Annotated in this window: 13 protein-coding genes and 1 tRNA gene; 8 read left to right on the forward strand and 6 right to left on the reverse strand. The window is 62.2% G+C overall.

Features of this window, described 5'->3' with window-relative positions; genetic code table 11:
- The first annotated feature begins 27 nt into the window (after positions 1–27).
- Positions 28–102, forward strand: a tRNA-Glu gene (locus C2U70_RS20580).
- Between the two features lie 63 nt (positions 103–165).
- Here C2U70_RS20580 and C2U70_RS33875 read toward each other — a convergent pair.
- The 4 genes from C2U70_RS33875 to C2U70_RS20595 all read right to left on the reverse strand — a co-directional run bounded on the left by C2U70_RS33875 (position 166) and on the right by C2U70_RS20595 (position 3,499).
- Entirely contained in the window at positions 166–645 is a 480-nt protein-coding gene (locus C2U70_RS33875; protein ID WP_140980250.1) for a DUF4231 domain-containing protein, read from the reverse strand.
- 330 nt (positions 646–975) lie between these two features.
- Positions 976–1,533 (reverse strand): hypothetical protein, encoded by a 558-nt coding sequence (locus tag C2U70_RS20590; protein WP_140980251.1) that lies wholly within the window; start codon positions 1,531–1,533, stop codon positions 976–978.
- A 215-nt stretch (positions 1,534–1,748) separates the two neighbouring features.
- On the reverse strand, positions 1,749–2,084 hold the full coding sequence (locus C2U70_RS33525; protein WP_246666806.1) for a Rap1a/Tai family immunity protein: 336 nt from the start codon (positions 2,082–2,084) through the stop codon (positions 1,749–1,751).
- Between the two features lie 113 nt (positions 2,085–2,197).
- Complete coding sequence (locus tag C2U70_RS20595) at positions 2,198–3,499, reverse strand: hypothetical protein (RefSeq protein WP_140980252.1); 1,302 nt, start codon at positions 3,497–3,499, stop codon at positions 2,198–2,200.
- A gap of 87 nt (positions 3,500–3,586) precedes the next feature.
- Between C2U70_RS20595 and C2U70_RS20600 the strand changes: the two genes are divergently transcribed.
- Both C2U70_RS20600 and C2U70_RS20605 read left to right on the forward strand, forming a co-directional pair.
- On the forward strand, positions 3,587–3,766 hold the full coding sequence (locus C2U70_RS20600; protein ID WP_140980253.1) for a DUF2958 domain-containing protein: 180 nt from the start codon (positions 3,587–3,589) through the stop codon (positions 3,764–3,766).
- A gap of 212 nt (positions 3,767–3,978) precedes the next feature.
- The gene (locus C2U70_RS20605; protein ID WP_140980254.1) at positions 3,979–4,833 is read left to right on the forward strand and encodes an urea carboxylase-associated family protein; all 855 of its coding nucleotides are present in this window, start codon (positions 3,979–3,981) and stop codon (positions 4,831–4,833) included.
- Positions 4,834–4,857: 24 nt separating this feature from the next.
- On the opposite strand, the gene C2U70_RS20610 is transcribed toward C2U70_RS20605, so the two are convergent.
- Together C2U70_RS20610 and C2U70_RS20615 are read right to left on the reverse strand one after the other, a co-directional pair.
- Positions 4,858–5,136 carry a hypothetical protein gene (locus tag C2U70_RS20610; protein WP_246666804.1) on the reverse strand — a complete coding sequence of 93 codons (279 nt, stop codon included), beginning with the start codon at positions 5,134–5,136 and terminating at the stop codon, positions 4,858–4,860.
- Between the two features lie 111 nt (positions 5,137–5,247).
- Positions 5,248–5,619, reverse strand: coding sequence for a hypothetical protein (locus tag C2U70_RS20615; RefSeq protein ID WP_140980255.1), 372 nt, complete (start codon positions 5,617–5,619; stop codon positions 5,248–5,250).
- Between the two features lie 808 nt (positions 5,620–6,427).
- Between C2U70_RS20615 and C2U70_RS20625 the strand changes: the two genes are divergently transcribed.
- The 5 genes from C2U70_RS20625 to C2U70_RS20645 all read left to right on the forward strand — a co-directional run bounded on the left by C2U70_RS20625 (position 6,428) and on the right by C2U70_RS20645 (position 15,380).
- Positions 6,428–7,690, forward strand: coding sequence for a serine hydrolase domain-containing protein (locus C2U70_RS20625; RefSeq protein ID WP_246666805.1), 1,263 nt, complete (start codon positions 6,428–6,430; stop codon positions 7,688–7,690).
- Between the two features lie 129 nt (positions 7,691–7,819).
- Positions 7,820–9,502 carry a methyl-accepting chemotaxis protein gene (locus tag C2U70_RS20630; RefSeq protein WP_140980256.1) on the forward strand — a complete coding sequence of 561 codons (1,683 nt, stop codon included), beginning with the start codon at positions 7,820–7,822 and terminating at the stop codon, positions 9,500–9,502.
- 85 nt (positions 9,503–9,587) lie between these two features.
- Positions 9,588–9,989 (forward strand): YccF domain-containing protein, encoded by a 402-nt coding sequence (locus C2U70_RS20635; protein WP_140980257.1) that lies wholly within the window; start codon positions 9,588–9,590, stop codon positions 9,987–9,989.
- Between the two features lie 137 nt (positions 9,990–10,126).
- Positions 10,127–13,432: an acetyl-CoA carboxylase family protein gene (locus tag C2U70_RS20640; protein ID WP_140980258.1), complete on the forward strand. Its 3,306-nt coding sequence runs from the start codon at positions 10,127–10,129 to the stop codon at positions 13,430–13,432.
- A gap of 97 nt (positions 13,433–13,529) precedes the next feature.
- The gene (locus C2U70_RS20645; RefSeq protein WP_186294381.1) at positions 13,530–15,380 is read left to right on the forward strand and encodes a sigma-54-dependent Fis family transcriptional regulator; all 1,851 of its coding nucleotides are present in this window, start codon (positions 13,530–13,532) and stop codon (positions 15,378–15,380) included.
- Positions 15,381–15,498: the final 118 nt, after the last annotated feature.

Below are 15,498 nucleotides of genomic sequence, written 5' to 3' on the forward strand. Positions count from 1 at the left end.
AATTCGCAGCTATGTCCTGTCCCACACGCTCCCTTCGTCTAGCGGTTAGGACGCGGCCCTCTCAAGGCTGAAACAGGGGTTCGATTCCCCTAGGGAGCGCCACACGATGTTTCTCCCGCGAGCCATCGGGCAGTTCGCTTTGCCGGCCCGTGTTATGAGCACAAGCTAATTCCGTTCGGCAATTGGTCCTCCTTCGCCTTCTACCCGCGTTGTCAACCTTTTGAAGAACCCCAATTCCTCCTGAGCACGGATCTCATACGTCTTCTTTCGAAGCTCTTCCAATCTCTTATGACGTTCCGCGTCATCTCGCGCAAACCCGACTTTTCCATCCAGGTACCCATCACAAAGCTGTCTTAGCTGTTCGCGGGCCTGAACGCACGTCATCCACCGCATGTCGAACTGGAAAGATCGCCGAAGTCCCTCACAGAGGGACAGGATTATAGTCACAGCAACCGCAATTTGGGCAATGAACCTCTCGTTGATACCGAATAGTGCCAGCCCTGTTTGAGTGCTTGTCGAAGATACGACAGCTATCGGGGCAATTACGGAACCAATCAAAACGATGATCGCGATAGTACTGTGGAATAGTCGCGCCTCGCGCGCGCTGTTCGAGTAATAGTGCCTCGTTTTGCGAATTTCTTCCATGAGATTGGCCTCTCATTCATCCAGCATCTAGCTATCAATCTGCTCGGCCTTCGGTAGCCCTACTCCACGATCCATTGTCAATCCTCCATGAAATCGTCGCTTGAACGAAGAGACGTTCTTGATTCCATCCACTCCATAAGCCTTTAAAGGCTGAGCAATCGCCCGACCGATGCCGCAGGCCTCGGGAACCGTAAAAAAATCATCGAGCGTGTTTGCTGACGAACTGCAATTCGGACTGTTGACGGCGTTCGTGCTCGTTGTACCGATGACGGCCTGATTGATCGTTTTTCCGATAGACTCGAGAGCACGTATGACGGGGTTCGTAGGCCACTACCAACTCAATGTGATTGTGTAGATGGGATTGTAGGCGAATTGGTATTCGTCTTTCTCTTCGCCGTCAGTGACTTCAACGCTGACCTTTACACCCAATTTGTCGTGGATCACGTTTCCGATGGTCTGATAGTATTCCAGCTTTTGCTGGTAGCTCCAAGACTTCTTGGCGTACTGGAAATCAATCGCGCCCTTTTGTTTGCTAGCTGATGAAGAGCATCCCCTGTTTTTGCCTTCCGCATCTTCCTGTTTGGTTTGACAGGGGTTGGTGACGTAATTCGTCATGATGAACGTATCTTGGCCTTTAGTCGCCAAGTTCCCGATGACGTACTTGATTGTCTCTAGATTGGCGTATGCAGTGCGTTCTGCTCTGGGATGAACGGTAGCGTTCCTTTCGCTTTCCTCGTGACGCGCTTCCATATCAGCCTTTTGGGCTGCAACGTCCTGCGCCTTCTTGGTCAAAGCACGAAGCTTATCCGCGAATGACGGATCATCAGACTGTGCGTATGCCGAACTGAACGCCAAAGCCGACACCACGAACGCGAATGCCAATCTCATTTAAATCTCCTACGAAAGCGCTGACCTACAGTCGAGAGACACAATAGAGAAATTCGGACGGGCTCTGCTGGATTGTGCACTTATGGGCTCATGAGGGGATTCTTTACTTAGGAGTTTTCCCACCGCCAAATCACTGATAGCGGAGGGGCTGTCTCATTTGCGACCAAACTACCCCCGTGAGTTTTGGCGACCACCACATCGAGGGTTACGGCCGCTCATTGGCGGCAGGCTTCTTCCAATGCATCACGAATGACATCAGAGGCCACATCATCCAATCGACCGGGGTGCTTAGCCAGATATTCTTGAAAAATCCTCGGATGGCGAAGATCATCCAAATTCAAATAGCGGTCTGCCATGCAGCGACTCGCCGGATTGGCGCCTGCCTGTTTCGTCAGGGCGTCGCCAACACCTTGGAAATAGGTAACGCACACAACAGAACGATAGGACAAGGGGGCGACACCCTTATCGAGCTCCTCAATGAGAGTCGAGCAATAACCGCTCAAATTGCTCGCTGAGTTCCAAGCGTGAGCGGGTCCCCAATGGGCCAACATTCCAATGAACGCGATAATTGAGACAAGCGACCGATTAGCCCAACGCGTTACCTGTCGAAAAATCACCACGATATCGTACCTCGTGACGTCGCTAGAGGTTTTAAACTGTTTCCTTATTGGTTCGTCGGCAGGGCGGAATTTAGATTAGGCGCCATGAGCCTCAACGCATCATTGAGGCCCGGCTGGACACCTGTGCCGCGGCTCTGGTGTGCAGCCACGAAGGCCGGGTAAAACGGTGCATGCGCAACATCCAGCTTTTCACGCGCAGGCAGGAGATAACGCGGCGCATCGCCATCTCCTTCCGGTTGCAGGACAAGCCGGTATCCTGCATCCGAAACCACGAAGCGAATGAACTCTTCGGCCAGTGATTTTTTCAGTCCCTGAAGGCCGGAGTCGAGTCCTAGTCCGTCAACCCAGCCTACGCCGTTGCCCTTGCGCGGTTCGAAGAAGGCGGGAAGGCCGCGAATGCCGATGGTATCCTTCGTCAGGCAGCGTCCAAGACAATTCTCAACTGCGTCCTGGAGACCATAGTGAATGGTTTCGGAATAGCCCACATAGACCTGAGCCTCTTTCCGCACAAATGCCCGAGCGTAGTAGCCAGCGCGGTAATGGAGATCGCTATTTCGACAAAAGCCGTTCGAGCAGGCGGAGATCAATTCGCTCAGCACCTTTACGACGCGCTGGTCAGGTTGGACGTTTGCTTTGACATCGATTTGAGCTTGGTCCAGACCAACAATGTCTGAGTAAGCCGTCAGGTACCACTCACCGAGAGTGCTGCGACCGGACATATCGACGAACAGCTTCTTATTGTGAGCCTTCAGACCGGAGACCAGGGCTGACCAATTGGTTGCTTGTTCCACAACAGCGACGACACTGGCATCGGATCTATCGTAGAAAAGGAAGTTGCCACACATCCAGTGAGGCACGGCATACGTCTTTCCGCTCCGCTTAACGGCGGTTACGGCGGTGGCGGCAAAGTCACTGAAAGGTAGTTCAATGGGTTGGATCTTGCCGGCTTCAGCCAAGTCGGTCAGAAGGATGGTATCGATTTCGTAGACATCGGCCTTCACCTTGGCGAGGCCACCTGAATAGTAGTCGTCAGCTAATGACTTGGTTTCACCATTTTCCTCGTAAGTTTCTACCAATTCAACATTGACCCCGGGATACAGCCGCTCAAATTGCTGCTCCAGCTGCGCGAAAAGCGCCCGTCTTTGCGGTACGGCGGGATAGAGAGCTACACGAAGCGTCAGCCACTCAGCACTACCTTGAGCGAGGGCAACCTTACCGTCGCTGCAGAGAATGACCGCAACGGCGATTATCTCAAGAGCGCGTATGGTGACTTGGCGAATGACGCGCCATCCATTGCGAACTGGTTGGGGTCGAGGCGCAATGCCGTGAAGCCGCCGCCCGTCCATGACACCCCCCTGCAGACGATTGCACCGGATGCAGCTTACAACGTTGTGTAGAGTGGTCAATCCCGTGCGGTGGGTAGTCGGGTCGGGGTGGCCGCCGTCACCCTGCCCGTTCGTCACTTCATCGGCGACATGGTGCTCTTGAGTGAACTCCATCCCGACAATCCGGATACCCCGTTCGGCCTCTACGATCTCGCGATAGGATTCTGCAAACTCGCAAACGTCGTGCTCGAAGAACCCGAGGCCCTCATCCCTTCTTTCCCCGTCTAGGAAGTTTGATGGTACGTCACAGCGCCAACCGCGCGTCCAACAAGAACGTCCAACATCGTGTGCAACATGCGAGAAAATTCTTTGCAGCAGGAAAAAATTGACTCGCAATAAATGTTTGAAGTTATGCAGGAATTCCGCTACTATCTTTTTCGGCGGACTTAAATTGGCAGGCTCCTAGGGAGCGCCAGCTTCTTCAAGAAGCCCTTCAAACCATGTCATCCAATACCCAGCCCTCACCCGCCGATGCAGCTCAGCGCCGCGCGGTGAAGCCGACGATCACCTATCCCGCGAGCGCGATGCCCAAGCCGGACATGTCCGTGCTGGAAACCGCGCGGCGTAGCATGGTCAAGACTCACGAGCTCATCGTACCGCCGCGCGATGCGCGCACGTTCCGGGTGGCGCGGGGCCAGTTCTTCCGGATCGTCAGCGTTGAGGGCCCGCAGGTCGGCGACCTCAATCTGTGGAATGCCGACGATCTCTCCGAGCGCTTCTTCAGCGGCAAGACGCGGGCGCTGCATGCGACCCATGTTGGTGTCGGCGACCGGCTCTGGAGCAGCATGCCGCATCTGCGGCCGATGGCGACCATCAGCCATGACACGCTCGGCTGGTACGGTTTTGATGCCGATGGTGCCGGCGTCCACGACGTCATCGGCACGCGCTGCGATCCCTATACCAATGTGCTGCTGAACGGCACCGCCTATGATTTTTGCTGCCACTCCAACCTGTCGCGTGCGCTCGGTGCTGAGCTGAAGATGGCGCCGCGCGCGGTGGAGCATCACGTCCACGACGTGCTCAACGTCTTCATGTGCACGGGCTTCACTGCGGATACGCACCAGTACTTCATGAAGGCTAGTCCCGTCCGCCCCGGCGACTTCCTCGAAATTTTTGAGGTCGATCTGCTCGGCGCATTGTCGGCCTGTCCCGGCGGCGACTGCGGCGCGAGCCATTCCAGCGACGCCGCGGCGTGCCACCCGCTGAAGGTCGAGATTTTTGAGCCGGAGCGAACGACGCTCGAGGCCTGGCCTTGGCCGTCACCGAGCGGCTACCACCGTCGACACGGGGCCTGAATCCTCGCGGAGCAAAGGCGGCTATCACCCTTCCGTCGCCCGCTTGCTCCTGCGCGTCGCGGCCAGATTGGCCCGGACATGTTCCTTCGGCCAGCTTGCCCCTTCGGGCAGGACCCGCACGCGACCCGCGTCATCGTCGCTGATCAACGCGTGCGCGCTGACATCGCCGTCGATGCGGATCAGTCTCAAATCTGTCTCGGGCGTCCAGCCAAGCGTGATGTCGAGATCGCCGGGGAACACCTGCCAGCGCGATCCGTCGTCGAGCGCGACGATATGGCTTTCGGAATGCGACACGATCTTCACACTTCACCTCCGGCTACCGGTCCGGAAGGTTGACGCGCGAGCAGTGATTTTGTTCGACCGTGTTCCAATTCCGCTACGTATCGCTGCCCTTTTCGATGACCGAATCCCTAATCACCCACCCTCGTCCTCAGCCGGTTTCTCCGCTGTCTCCTCGGTCGGAGCCGGCGGATTGCCGCCGGCGCCGCGCAGGCGGACCATCATCTCGATCACGTCGACCTCGATCTTGAGCATGTCGAGGTCCCTGGTGATCTCGCGGACCTCCTGGCCCTTGCGCGCCAGCTCCTCGGAGACGTCGACCGCCATCTTGCGCTCGGTGACGTTGCCCTGTGCGTTGACGAACATCTTGGCCCGCATCCATTCCAGCCGCGCCCGCTGGGTGTCGCGCTCCAGCTTCTTCTCGGCGTAGCGGCGGCGCGCCTCGGCATAGGCGCCGATGAGCGCCGTTTCCGGCAGGCCCCACAATTGGTCGATCGACATCGTCATGCCGTCTCAGGCCCCTGATCGCAGATCGGCGGCAGGCATCTTATCGTCCAATCTGAGCCCAGCGCTGACAATTTCTCAAGTGGGCAGTGCCCTTGCGTCCCCGGAGGTCGCGCGAGCAACTGCCCGTCGGGCAAATCACCCCAAATACCTGTCACCCCCAAGGCTCAAAAATATTCTTCTTTACCGAAATCTTGTTTCGGATTATACGCATCTCATCCCGGCCCACCAAAGGGGCGGTCGTCCGTCGTCACGAACGCGGGCCGGGTTGCGGTGGACGCAGCAAGCGTCGGGCATGAGGGCTGTCGCAGGGCGGATTGTTTTCCGTGAGCGGCAAGCGGCGTGCGGACGAACGGCGCTCGATGCGTACGGCCAAACCGTGTGGTCCCGGCTGTCGTTGCTACAGCCAAGCCTTGCGGAGATGCGTTGGGGCTCAACCGGGTCTCGAGGCATCGCCAATTCGCGAAGGTGACGGAGACAAGAAGGAAGTCGTCTCCGGGGAGAGCGCGGCATACGCCGTCAGACCACTGCGCAGGGAAGGCCGGATGTTGGCTGCCCTGTTCTCCCGCTGTGCTTTACGCGTGCATTCCTTGCCGCGCAGCGGGCCATGGGTGCCAGCCGGCACCCGGTCTTCCCTGCGCCCTTTGCTCACGCAGAGGGACAATGCGACGCAAGACTCGGGCAAAACCTGTCGCGAGAATGCGATGCCATATCCGTTTCCAACGTCTCAGATCCCTCCATCGCGGCTTTCGTTCACGCAGCTCCGGGGTTACACTCCCGTCGAAACCGGATCAGCTTGCGGGGAAGCTGCATGACGGCCTGGCTCAGCCGCCGCGATGCGCTGTTGCAGACGATGGGGCTTGCGGCCGCAAGCGTCGTTCCCGTCATCCCCAGTCACGCCGCTACGTCGCTCAAATCCATCCGCGGCGCCGGCATCGACGGCGCCTTGCAGGCCGGCGTGACCGCGCGCGAAATTCCGGGCGTGGTGGCGATGGCTGCCAATGCGCAGTCGGTGCTCTATGAGGGCTCATTCGGCTTGCGCAGCATGGCGGGCGAGACCCGCATGTCGGCTGACACGATCTTCCGCATCGCCTCGATGGTGAAGCTGTTGACCTCGATCGCGGCGCTGCAACTTGTGGAGCGCGGCAAGCTGCGGCTGGATGCGCCGGCCGCCGATGTCGATCCGACGCTCGCCATGGCGCAGGTGCTTGCAGGTTTTGACGGCAAAGGTGCGCCGCAGCTCCATGATGCGACCAGGGCGATCACGCTGCGCCATCTGCTGTCGCACACATCGGGCTTCAGCTACCAGCTCTGGGATCCCCAGGTGCTTCGCTATGTGTCGCTGGCGCGCGGCAACAAAGCCCTGCCGCGCATGCCCCTGATGTTCGATCCCGGCGCGCGATGGGCCTATGGCGGCAGCATCGATCGCGTCAGCCGGATGGTGGAGATCGCCAGCGGCGAGCCGATCGATCGTTACTTTCGCGATCACATCACGGGACCGCTCGGCATGAACGATACTGTCTTCCTGCTGAGCGAGAAGCAACGCGCCCGTGAGGCAAGCCTCCATGTGCGGGATCATGCCGGCAAGCTTGTGCCAAAGCCGCTGGAGAAGCAGGTCGAGGGCAAGACCTTTTCGGGCGGCGGCGGCATCTATTCGACCGCACCCGATTATCTGACCTTGCTGCAGGCGCTGCTCAATGGCGGCAGCCTGCACGGTACGCGCATCCTCTCGGTCGACACCGTCGCCATGATGTCCGCCAACCAGATAGGCAATCTCGAAGCGGGCATCCTCAAGACGACCAATCCGGCGCTTTCGAACGACGTCGACTTCTTCCCCGGTACGCATCTGCGCTGGGGACTCGGACACATGATCAATGCCGATCCTATCGCGCATGGCCGCAGCGCCGGCAGCGCGACCTGGGCCGGCCTGTTCAATACCTATTACTGGATCGACCCTGCGATGCGTGTGGCCGGGGTCATCATGATGCAGATCCTGCCGTTTGCCGACCATGCCGCCCTTAGGGTCTACCGGCAGTTCGAGCGTGGAATCTGTCAGGCGCTGCGCCAGAGCTGACGGGGGGCGCGACATCTCGGCTTCGCATGAGAGCGGAGCAGTTCCGCGATGGAACCCCATTCCTTAAATCTTCGCTAAGGCATTCGGGATAATCTGGCATATCTGAACTGCCAAATCGTGCGAGCAAAAATGATTTTCTCCCGTATCAGTTTCAAGCTGGTGCTCATTGTCGCGATCGGCCTCGTCGGCATGATCGCGCTGGCGCCCATCGCGCTCTACACGATGCGGGGCCAGATGGTCGCCGACCGCCAGGCCAAGACGCAGCACATGGTCGATGTCGGCTACGGCATCCTCGCCCATTATCAAAAGCTCGAGGCCGGCGGGAAGCTGACGCGCGAGCAGGCGCAGGCGGCCGCTCAGGCCGAGATCAAGAGCCTGCGCTACGACAAGGTCGAGTATTTCTGGATCAATGACATGACCCCGAAGATGGTCATGCATCCGATCAAGCCCGAGCTCGACGGCAAGGATCTCTCCGGCATGAAGGATCCGGCCGGCAACGCGCTGTTCCTCGGCTTCGTGGACGTCGTGAAGAAGCAGAACGCGGGCTTCTACAGCTATCTCTGGCCAAAGCCCGGCTTCGATCAGCCGGTGGCAAAGATCTCCTTCGTGAAGGGCTTTGAGCCCTGGGGCTGGATCATCGGTACCGGCATCTATCTCGATGATGTCGACGCCGTGTTCCGCCAGACCGCGATGACGTTTGCCTGGCTGTGCCTCGGCGTGCTTGCGCTCGTGCTCCTCTCGTCGTTCGTGATCGGCCGCGGCGTCACTCGCCCGCTCGGCAAAATCACCGATCTCACCGAGCGGCTTGCGTCCGGCGACAGCGCGTTCGACGTGCCCTACACCAATCGCCGCGACGAAATCGGCGGTCTCGCCAAAGCGCTTGCCGTGTTCAAGGACAATGCGGCCGCCGTGCGCCAGATGCACGCCGAGCAGGAACAGATGAAGCAACAGGCCGACGCCGAGAAGCGCCGCGTGATGGTCGATCTCGCCGGCAAGTTCGAGGCGAGCGTGCAGGCCGTGGTCCGCGACGTCTTCGTCGAGGCGCGCGAGATGCAGCAGGCAGCCCAGGGCATGTCGGAGACCGCCAACAAGGCGACCGAGCGCGCGAGCTTCGTTGCGACCGCCTGCCAGCAGGCCTCCGGTGACGTGCAGACCGTGGCCTCGGCCGCCGGACAATTGTCGTCCTCGATCACGGAGATCAGCCAGCGCGTGGCGCAGGCCGCGCAAGTGGCCGACAAGGCGGCGGCCGACGGCCAGCGCACCAACGAGACCGTCCAGGGACTTGCGCAGGCTGCGCACAAGATCGGCGAGGTCATCGACCTCATCAACCAGATCGCCTCGCAGACCAACCTGCTCGCGCTCAACGCCACCATCGAGGCGGCGCGTGCGGGCGAGGCCGGCAAGGGCTTTGCGGTCGTCGCAAGCGAAGTAAAGTCGCTGGCGAGCCAGACGGCGAAGGCGACCGACGAGATCAGCGCGCAGATCACCGCGATCCAGGGCGAGACCCAGCAGGTCGTCGGCAACATCCAGAACATCCGCAACACCATCATGGAGGTCAACGAGATCTCCTCCTCGATCGCCGCCGCGGTCGAGGAGCAGGGCGCCGCCACGCAGGCGATCGCCCGCAGCGTGCAGGATGCGGCCTCCGGCACCAACCAGGTCTCGCAGAACATCGCAGGCGTGACCGACGCGACGTCGGAGACCGGCAAGGTCGCAGGCCAGGTGCTGCAATCGAGCGGCCGGCTGACGCAGAAGCTGCAATCGCTTCAGGACGAGGTCTCGACCTTCGTCGCCGGCGTGCGAGCGGCATAACGTAAGCTCGAGGCAACATCTACCGCATCGGGCAAGCGCCACCTAAATAGGGGTGGAGCTTCCCGATGCGCGAAGGTGCTTTGCCATGCAGCCAGTTTCTATCCTCCTGAACATCCTCTGGATTCTGCTAGGCGCGTGGATGGCGTTCGGCTGGCTGGTGGCCGCCGTCATCATGGCCATCACCATCATCGGCATTCCCTGGGCGCGCGCCGCCTTCAACATCGCAGTCTACACGCTGCTGCCGTTCGGCTCGCGGGCGGTCCGCCGTGACGAACTCACCGGACAGAGCGACATCGGCACGGGGCCGCTCGGCGTGATCGGAAACATCATATGGTTCGTGCTCGCCGGCTGGTGGCTCGCGATCGGGCACGTCCTGACCGCGATCGTGATGGCCATCACGATCATCGGCATTCCCTTCGCCTGGGCGCATCTGAAGCTTGCCGGCATTGCGCTGTGGCCGATCGGCAGGGTGATCGTGCCGGCGTGACGCCGGCCTCCCGGCACTAAATTCCGGCTCGCGGTATCGGTACGCGCAGCCGTTGCCGTTTCGCTTGACTCCGCTCTCGCTTGTCGTTGACGTGCCTCGATGCCCGCTGCAAATAAGCGGTGCATGGAGACCGCTCAATGTCGTTCAAGAAGCTTCTGATCGCCAATCGCGGCGAGATCGCCATCCGCATCGCGCGTGCCGCGGCGGATAGCGGTATCGCCACGGTCGCGATCCATCCCGCCGACGATGCGTTGTCGCTGCATGTCCGTGTCGCCGACGAAGCGGTCGAAATTGCGGGCCGCGGCGCGCGCGCCTATCTCGACATCGCGAGCGTGGTGAAGGCGGCCAAGGCTGCGGGCTGCGATGCCGTGCATCCCGGCTATGGCTTCCTCAGCGAGAACGCGGAGTTCGCCAAGGCGTGCGCGGCGGAGGGCATCGTGTTCGTCGGGCCGAAGGCCTCAGCACTCGAGCTGTTCGGCGACAAGGTCGCGGCCCGGCAACTGGCAAAGCGGTGCGGCGTGCCGATCATCGTCGGCACCTCAGGTCCCTCGTCGCTGGAGGAGATCAAGGCGTTCTTCGAGTCTCTCGGCAAGAGTGCCGCCATCGTCATCAAGGCAATGGCCGGCGGCGGCGGCCGCGGCATGCGCGTGGTGGAGAAGGCGGCCGAACTCGCGGAGGCCTATGCGCGCTGCCAGTCCGAGGCCAAGGCCGCATTCGGCTATGACGGCGTCTATGCCGAACGGCTGATCCGGAAGGCGCGCCACATCGAGGTGCAGATCATCGGCGACCATCACGGCGCGATCAGCCATCTCTGGGAGCGCGAATGCACCATCCAGCGCCGTCACCAAAAACTGGTCGAGGTCGCGCCAAGCCCGTCCCTCAGCGATGCCTTGCGCGGCCGCATCATCGAGGCGGCAAAGCAGCTTGCGACGGCTGCAGCCTACGACAATCTCGGCACCTTTGAATTCCTGGTTGATGGCGCGGCCGAGGAGAGCTTTGCCTTCATCGAGGCCAATCCGCGGCTCCAGGTCGAGCACACCGTGACCGAAGAGGTCCTCGGCGTCGATCTCGTCCGCGCCCAGCTCGCGGTCGCCGCGGGCGCGACGCTTGCCTCGCTCGGCCTCGCGCAGGGCTCGATCCCAAAGCCGCGCGGCTATGCCATGCAGCTCCGCGTCAACATGGAGACGCTCGACGAGACCGGTGCGACGCATCCGACCGGCGGCACGCTGGCCGTATTCGAGCCGCCGTCGGGCCCAGGCGTGCGCGTCGATAGTTTTGGCTATGCCGGCTACAAGACCAGCGCCGCCTTCGACTCGCTGCTCGCCAAGGTCATCGTGCATACGCCGAGCGAGGCCTGGCACGACGTCGTCGCAAAAGCCTCGCGCGCGTTGCGCGAGTTCAGGATCGACGGCGTCGTTACCAACATCGCCTTCCTCCAGGCGGTGCTCGCCCATCCCGATTTCAAAACCAACCGCATCGCAACAGATTTCATCGATCGCAATATCGCGAAGCTGGTGGAGGCCGCCGACGGCGCCGCGCGGCCGCTGTTCTTCGCGGCCGCAGACCATGCCGGCGAGCATGGCGCGGCGAAGCCGGTTACGCAGGTCGTTCCGGAAGGTGCGGTGATGGTGGCCGCGCCCTTGCAGGGAACTGTGGTCACGATCCAGGTCACGGAAGGCGAGATCGTGCGGCCCGGCCAGCAGCTCGCCGTGATCGAGTCCATGAAGATGGAGCATCTCGTGATGGCCGAGCAGGGCGGCCGCGTGATGAAGCTGGTCGCGGGCGACGGCGTCACACTGATGCATGGTGAGGCCATTCTCTATCTTGAGCCGCTGGACGTCGCCGCCGATACCGCTGCGCAGGAAGCCGAGATCGACCTCGATCACATCCGTCCTGACCTGGCTGAGCTGATCGCACGCCAGGCCAATACGCTGGACGAGAACCGTCCGGCCTCCGTCGAACGCCGCCGCAACACCAATCAGCGCACCGCGCGCGAGAACGTCGCGCAGCTCGTCGACGACGGCTCGTTCATGGAATATGGCAGCCTCGCCATTGCGGCCCAGCGCCGCCGCCGCAAGCTCGACGATCTCATCAAGAACACGCCGGCCGATGGTCTCATCATGGGCGTCGCCACGGTCAACGGTGACAAGTTCGGCCCGGAGGGCGCGCGTTGCATGGTGGTCGCCTACGACTACACCGTGCTCGCGGGCACGCAGGGGCACATGAACCACAAGAAGATCGACCGCATGCTGACGCTGGCGGAACAGTGGCGCATCCCGCTCGTCTTCTATGCCGAAGGTGGCGGCGGTCGCCCGGGCGATACAGATCGGCTCGGCATGACCGGCCTCGACGGCCCGTCCTTCGTGCAGTTCGCAAAGCTCTCCGGCCTCGTGCCTGTCGTGGGCATCGTCTCCGGCTATTGCTTCGCCGGCAACGCGGCGATGCTCGGCTGCTGCGACGTCATCATCGCCACCAGGAACGCCTCGATCGGCATGGGCGGCCCCGCCATGATCGAGGGCGGCGGGCTCGGCGTCTATCATCCGGCGGAAGTCGGCCCGGTCTCGTTCCAGTCTCCGAACGGCGTCGTCGACATCCTCGTCGAGGACGAGGAGGAGGCGACACGCGCGGCGCAAAAGTACCTGTCCTATTTCCAGGGCGCCGTGGCGGAGTGGAAGGCGCCCGACCAGCGCCTGTTGCGCCGCGCGATCCCCGAGAACCGCCTGCGCGTCTACGACATCCGCAGCGTGATCGATCTGCTCGCGGATACGGATTCCGTGCTCGAGATCCGCCGCGATTACGGCGTCGGCATGATCACCGCCTTCATCCGCATCGAGGGCAAACCCTTCGGCCTGATCGCCAACAATCCCCGCCATCTCGGCGGTGCGATCGATGCCGATGCCGGCGACAAGGCGGCGCGCTTTCTGCAGCTCTGCGACGCCTTCGACATCCCGATCGTCTCGCTGTGCGACACGCCCGGCTTTATGGTCGGCCCGGAGGCCGAGAAGACCGCGATCGTGCGCCACGTCGCGCGCATGTTCGTGACCGGCGCGAGCCTCACCGTGCCGCTGTTCGGCATCGTCCTGCGCAAGGGCTATGGCCTCGGCGCACAGTCGATGATCGGCGGCGGCTTCCACGCCTCGTTCTTCACTGCGGCATGGCCCACCGGCGAATTCGGCGGGATGGGCCTGGAGGGCTATGTGCGGCTCGGCTTCCGCAAGGAGATGGAGGCGATCGCCGACCCGGTCGAGCGCGAGACCTATTACCGCAACAGGGTCGCCGAGCTCTATGCCAACGGCAAGGCCGTCTCGATCGCCTCGGTGTTCGAGATCGACAACGTCATCGATCCCGCCGAGACCCGCCGCTGGATCATGGCCGGCCTGCGCTCGGTGCCAAAGCCGCCGGAGCGGACCGAGAAGAAGCGGCCGTGCGTCGACACCTGGTGAGGGCAGCGCAGCAACGTTGCCTCCTCCCGGTTCCCGATTGACATCCCCGCCTGTGGTGCCAGACTTTGCACAATAATTCAGGGTGGAGACGTACGGGATGGCCAGCCTCGCGGCCTCGAACCATGTCGCCCGTGTTTTGTCCGTCGCCAAAGAGGTGGCCGACGTCGATGCGCCCTCGCGGATCGCGACGTCCTGGCGGCGCTGCCTGATCAACCACAAGCTCGATCCCGCCCGTCAGGGCCCGCCGCAAACGCTCACCGAGGCCGAGGTGCGGCATGTCGCCGAGCCGATGGAAGAGCTGATCCGGCTCGCCACGCCCGAGCTCGAAAACCTCGCACGGGTGCTGCGCGAGGCCGGCTATTGCGTCAATCTCGCCGATTCCAACGCGACCATGCTGCTCAGCCGGCTGCCCGGCGCGGCCGATGCCGACATCTTCCTGCGCTGGAAGGTCTATACCGGCTCCAACTTCTCAGAATCCTTCGAAGGCACCAACGGCCTCGGTACCGCGCTCGCCGAACAGAAGCCGATCCTGGTGCATCGCGACGAGCATTTTCGCGAACAGTGGAGCATCTTCTCCTGCGCGGTGACGCCGCTGTTCGACGAGGCCGGACGGCTCGCCGGTGCCGTCAATATCACCTCCTGCCGCGAGGATCTCAGCCGCGCTGCACATCAGCTTGCGCTTGCCGTGACGATGGAGGCGACACGACGCATCGAAGGCATCATCTTCCGCAATCATTTCCGCAACGCCTGGATCGCGACCGTGCCCGGCGACGGCGGCAGCGGCTTGATCGCCTATGACGAGGACCGCCGCGTGGTCGGCGCCTGCCGCGCGGCGCGCATGATGCTGGGCCTGACCGACGGCATGATCGCATCGGGCATCGATCTATCGCGCTACATGCAGGCCGGCGCAGATGACACGATCGAGCTGCATCGTGCCGACGGCAGTCCGATGGGGCAGGGGCACGTCGCGCCCCCGCTGCGGGCAAGATCAACGCGACGTTCGCCGGTCGCGCGACGTGAGGTCACGGTCGACCGTTATGAGAGCTTGCACCGGCTCGCCGGCCGCGACCCCGGTCTGATCAAGAGCGTGAAGCGGCTTGCGCGTATCGGGGATCACAATCTGCCGATCCTGCTCCGCGGCGAGACCGGCGTCGGCAAGGATTTGTTCGCGCGCGCCATCCATGCCGCGAGCAACCGCGCGGACCATCACTATGTCGCGCTGAACTGTGCGGCGATGCCGGAAAGCCTGATCGACGCCGAGCTGTTCGGCTACGAGGCCGGCGCCTTCACCGGCGCGCGACGCGATGGTTCAAAGGGCCTGATCGTGCAGGCCGACGGCGGCACGCTGTTCCTCGACGAGATCGGCGACATGCCGATTGCGCTGCAGACGCGGCTGTTGCGCGTGCTTGAAAACCGCGAGGTTTGGCCACTCGGCGCGCTCAAGCCGGTCCCGGTCGATATCCGCCTAATCAGCGCAACCCATCGCGATCTCGGCCGCATGGTGGAGGAGGGCGCCTTCCGCGCTGATCTCTATTTCCGCCTGCGTGGCACGGAGGTGAGATTGCCGGCGCTGCGCGAGCGCGCCGACAAGGCCGATATCATCCGAGACGTCGCGTGCGAGGAGGCGCCGAACTGCCGGCTCTCGCCGGAGGCGTGGTCATTGCTGCGGGACTACCCGTTCCCCGGCAACATGCGCCAGCTTCGCCACGTGCTGCGTCTTGCGGGATGCACGGCCGAGGATGGCGTCATCGCCGATGCCGACCTCGACCTGCCGCCGTTCGGCGGCCGCGTGGAAGAACCTGACCTTCTCTCGGCCGAACGCAAAGCGATCGTCGAAGCCTTGAGAAAGCACGGCGGCCGCGTCACCGAAGCCGCCCGCGCCCTGAAGCTCAGCCGTGCCACGCTCTATCGCAAGATCAAGCTGTTGAGGATCGAGACCGGGCAGTAGAGAGTTTCTTCCCCTCTCCCCTTGTGGGAGAGGGTGGCTCGCCGCGTAGCGGCGAGACGGGTGAGGGGTCTCGCTCCGTGAACTCATTTGTGAGTTGGATTCGCGGAAGCAACCCCTC

The sequence above is a fragment of the Bradyrhizobium guangdongense genome (assembly GCF_006483445.1).
Taxonomy (GTDB): Bacteria; Pseudomonadota; Alphaproteobacteria; order Rhizobiales; family Xanthobacteraceae; genus Bradyrhizobium; species Bradyrhizobium guangdongense_A.

Bases quoted from the DNA above. Each gene is read 5' to 3' on its own strand.
- C2U70_RS20615 (WP_140980255.1), bottom strand. From the start codon at position 5,619: ATGACGATGTCGATCGACCAATTGTGGGGCCTGCCGGAAACGGCGCTC.
- C2U70_RS20625 (WP_246666805.1), top strand. From the start codon at position 6,428: ATGACGGCCTGGCTCAGCCGCCGCGATGCGCTGTTGCAGACGATGGGG.
- C2U70_RS20635 (WP_140980257.1), top strand. From the start codon at position 9,588: ATGCAGCCAGTTTCTATCCTCCTGAACATCCTCTGGATTCTGCTAGGC.
- C2U70_RS33525 (WP_246666806.1), bottom strand. From the start codon at position 2,084: ATGTTGGCCCATTGGGGACCCGCTCACGCTTGGAACTCAGCGAGCAAT.
- C2U70_RS20590 (WP_140980251.1), bottom strand. From the start codon at position 1,533: ATGAGATTGGCATTCGCGTTCGTGGTGTCGGCTTTGGCGTTCAGTTCG.
- C2U70_RS20630 (WP_140980256.1), top strand. From the start codon at position 7,820: ATGATTTTCTCCCGTATCAGTTTCAAGCTGGTGCTCATTGTCGCGATC.
- C2U70_RS20605 (WP_140980254.1), top strand. From the start codon at position 3,979: ATGTCATCCAATACCCAGCCCTCACCCGCCGATGCAGCTCAGCGCCGC.
- C2U70_RS20645 (WP_186294381.1), top strand. From the start codon at position 13,530: ATGGCCAGCCTCGCGGCCTCGAACCATGTCGCCCGTGTTTTGTCCGTC.
- C2U70_RS20595 (WP_140980252.1), bottom strand. From the start codon at position 3,499: ATGGACGGGCGGCGGCTTCACGGCATTGCGCCTCGACCCCAACCAGTT.
- C2U70_RS20640 (WP_140980258.1), top strand. From the start codon at position 10,127: ATGTCGTTCAAGAAGCTTCTGATCGCCAATCGCGGCGAGATCGCCATC.
- C2U70_RS33875 (WP_140980250.1), bottom strand. From the start codon at position 645: ATGGAAGAAATTCGCAAAACGAGGCACTATTACTCGAACAGCGCGCGC.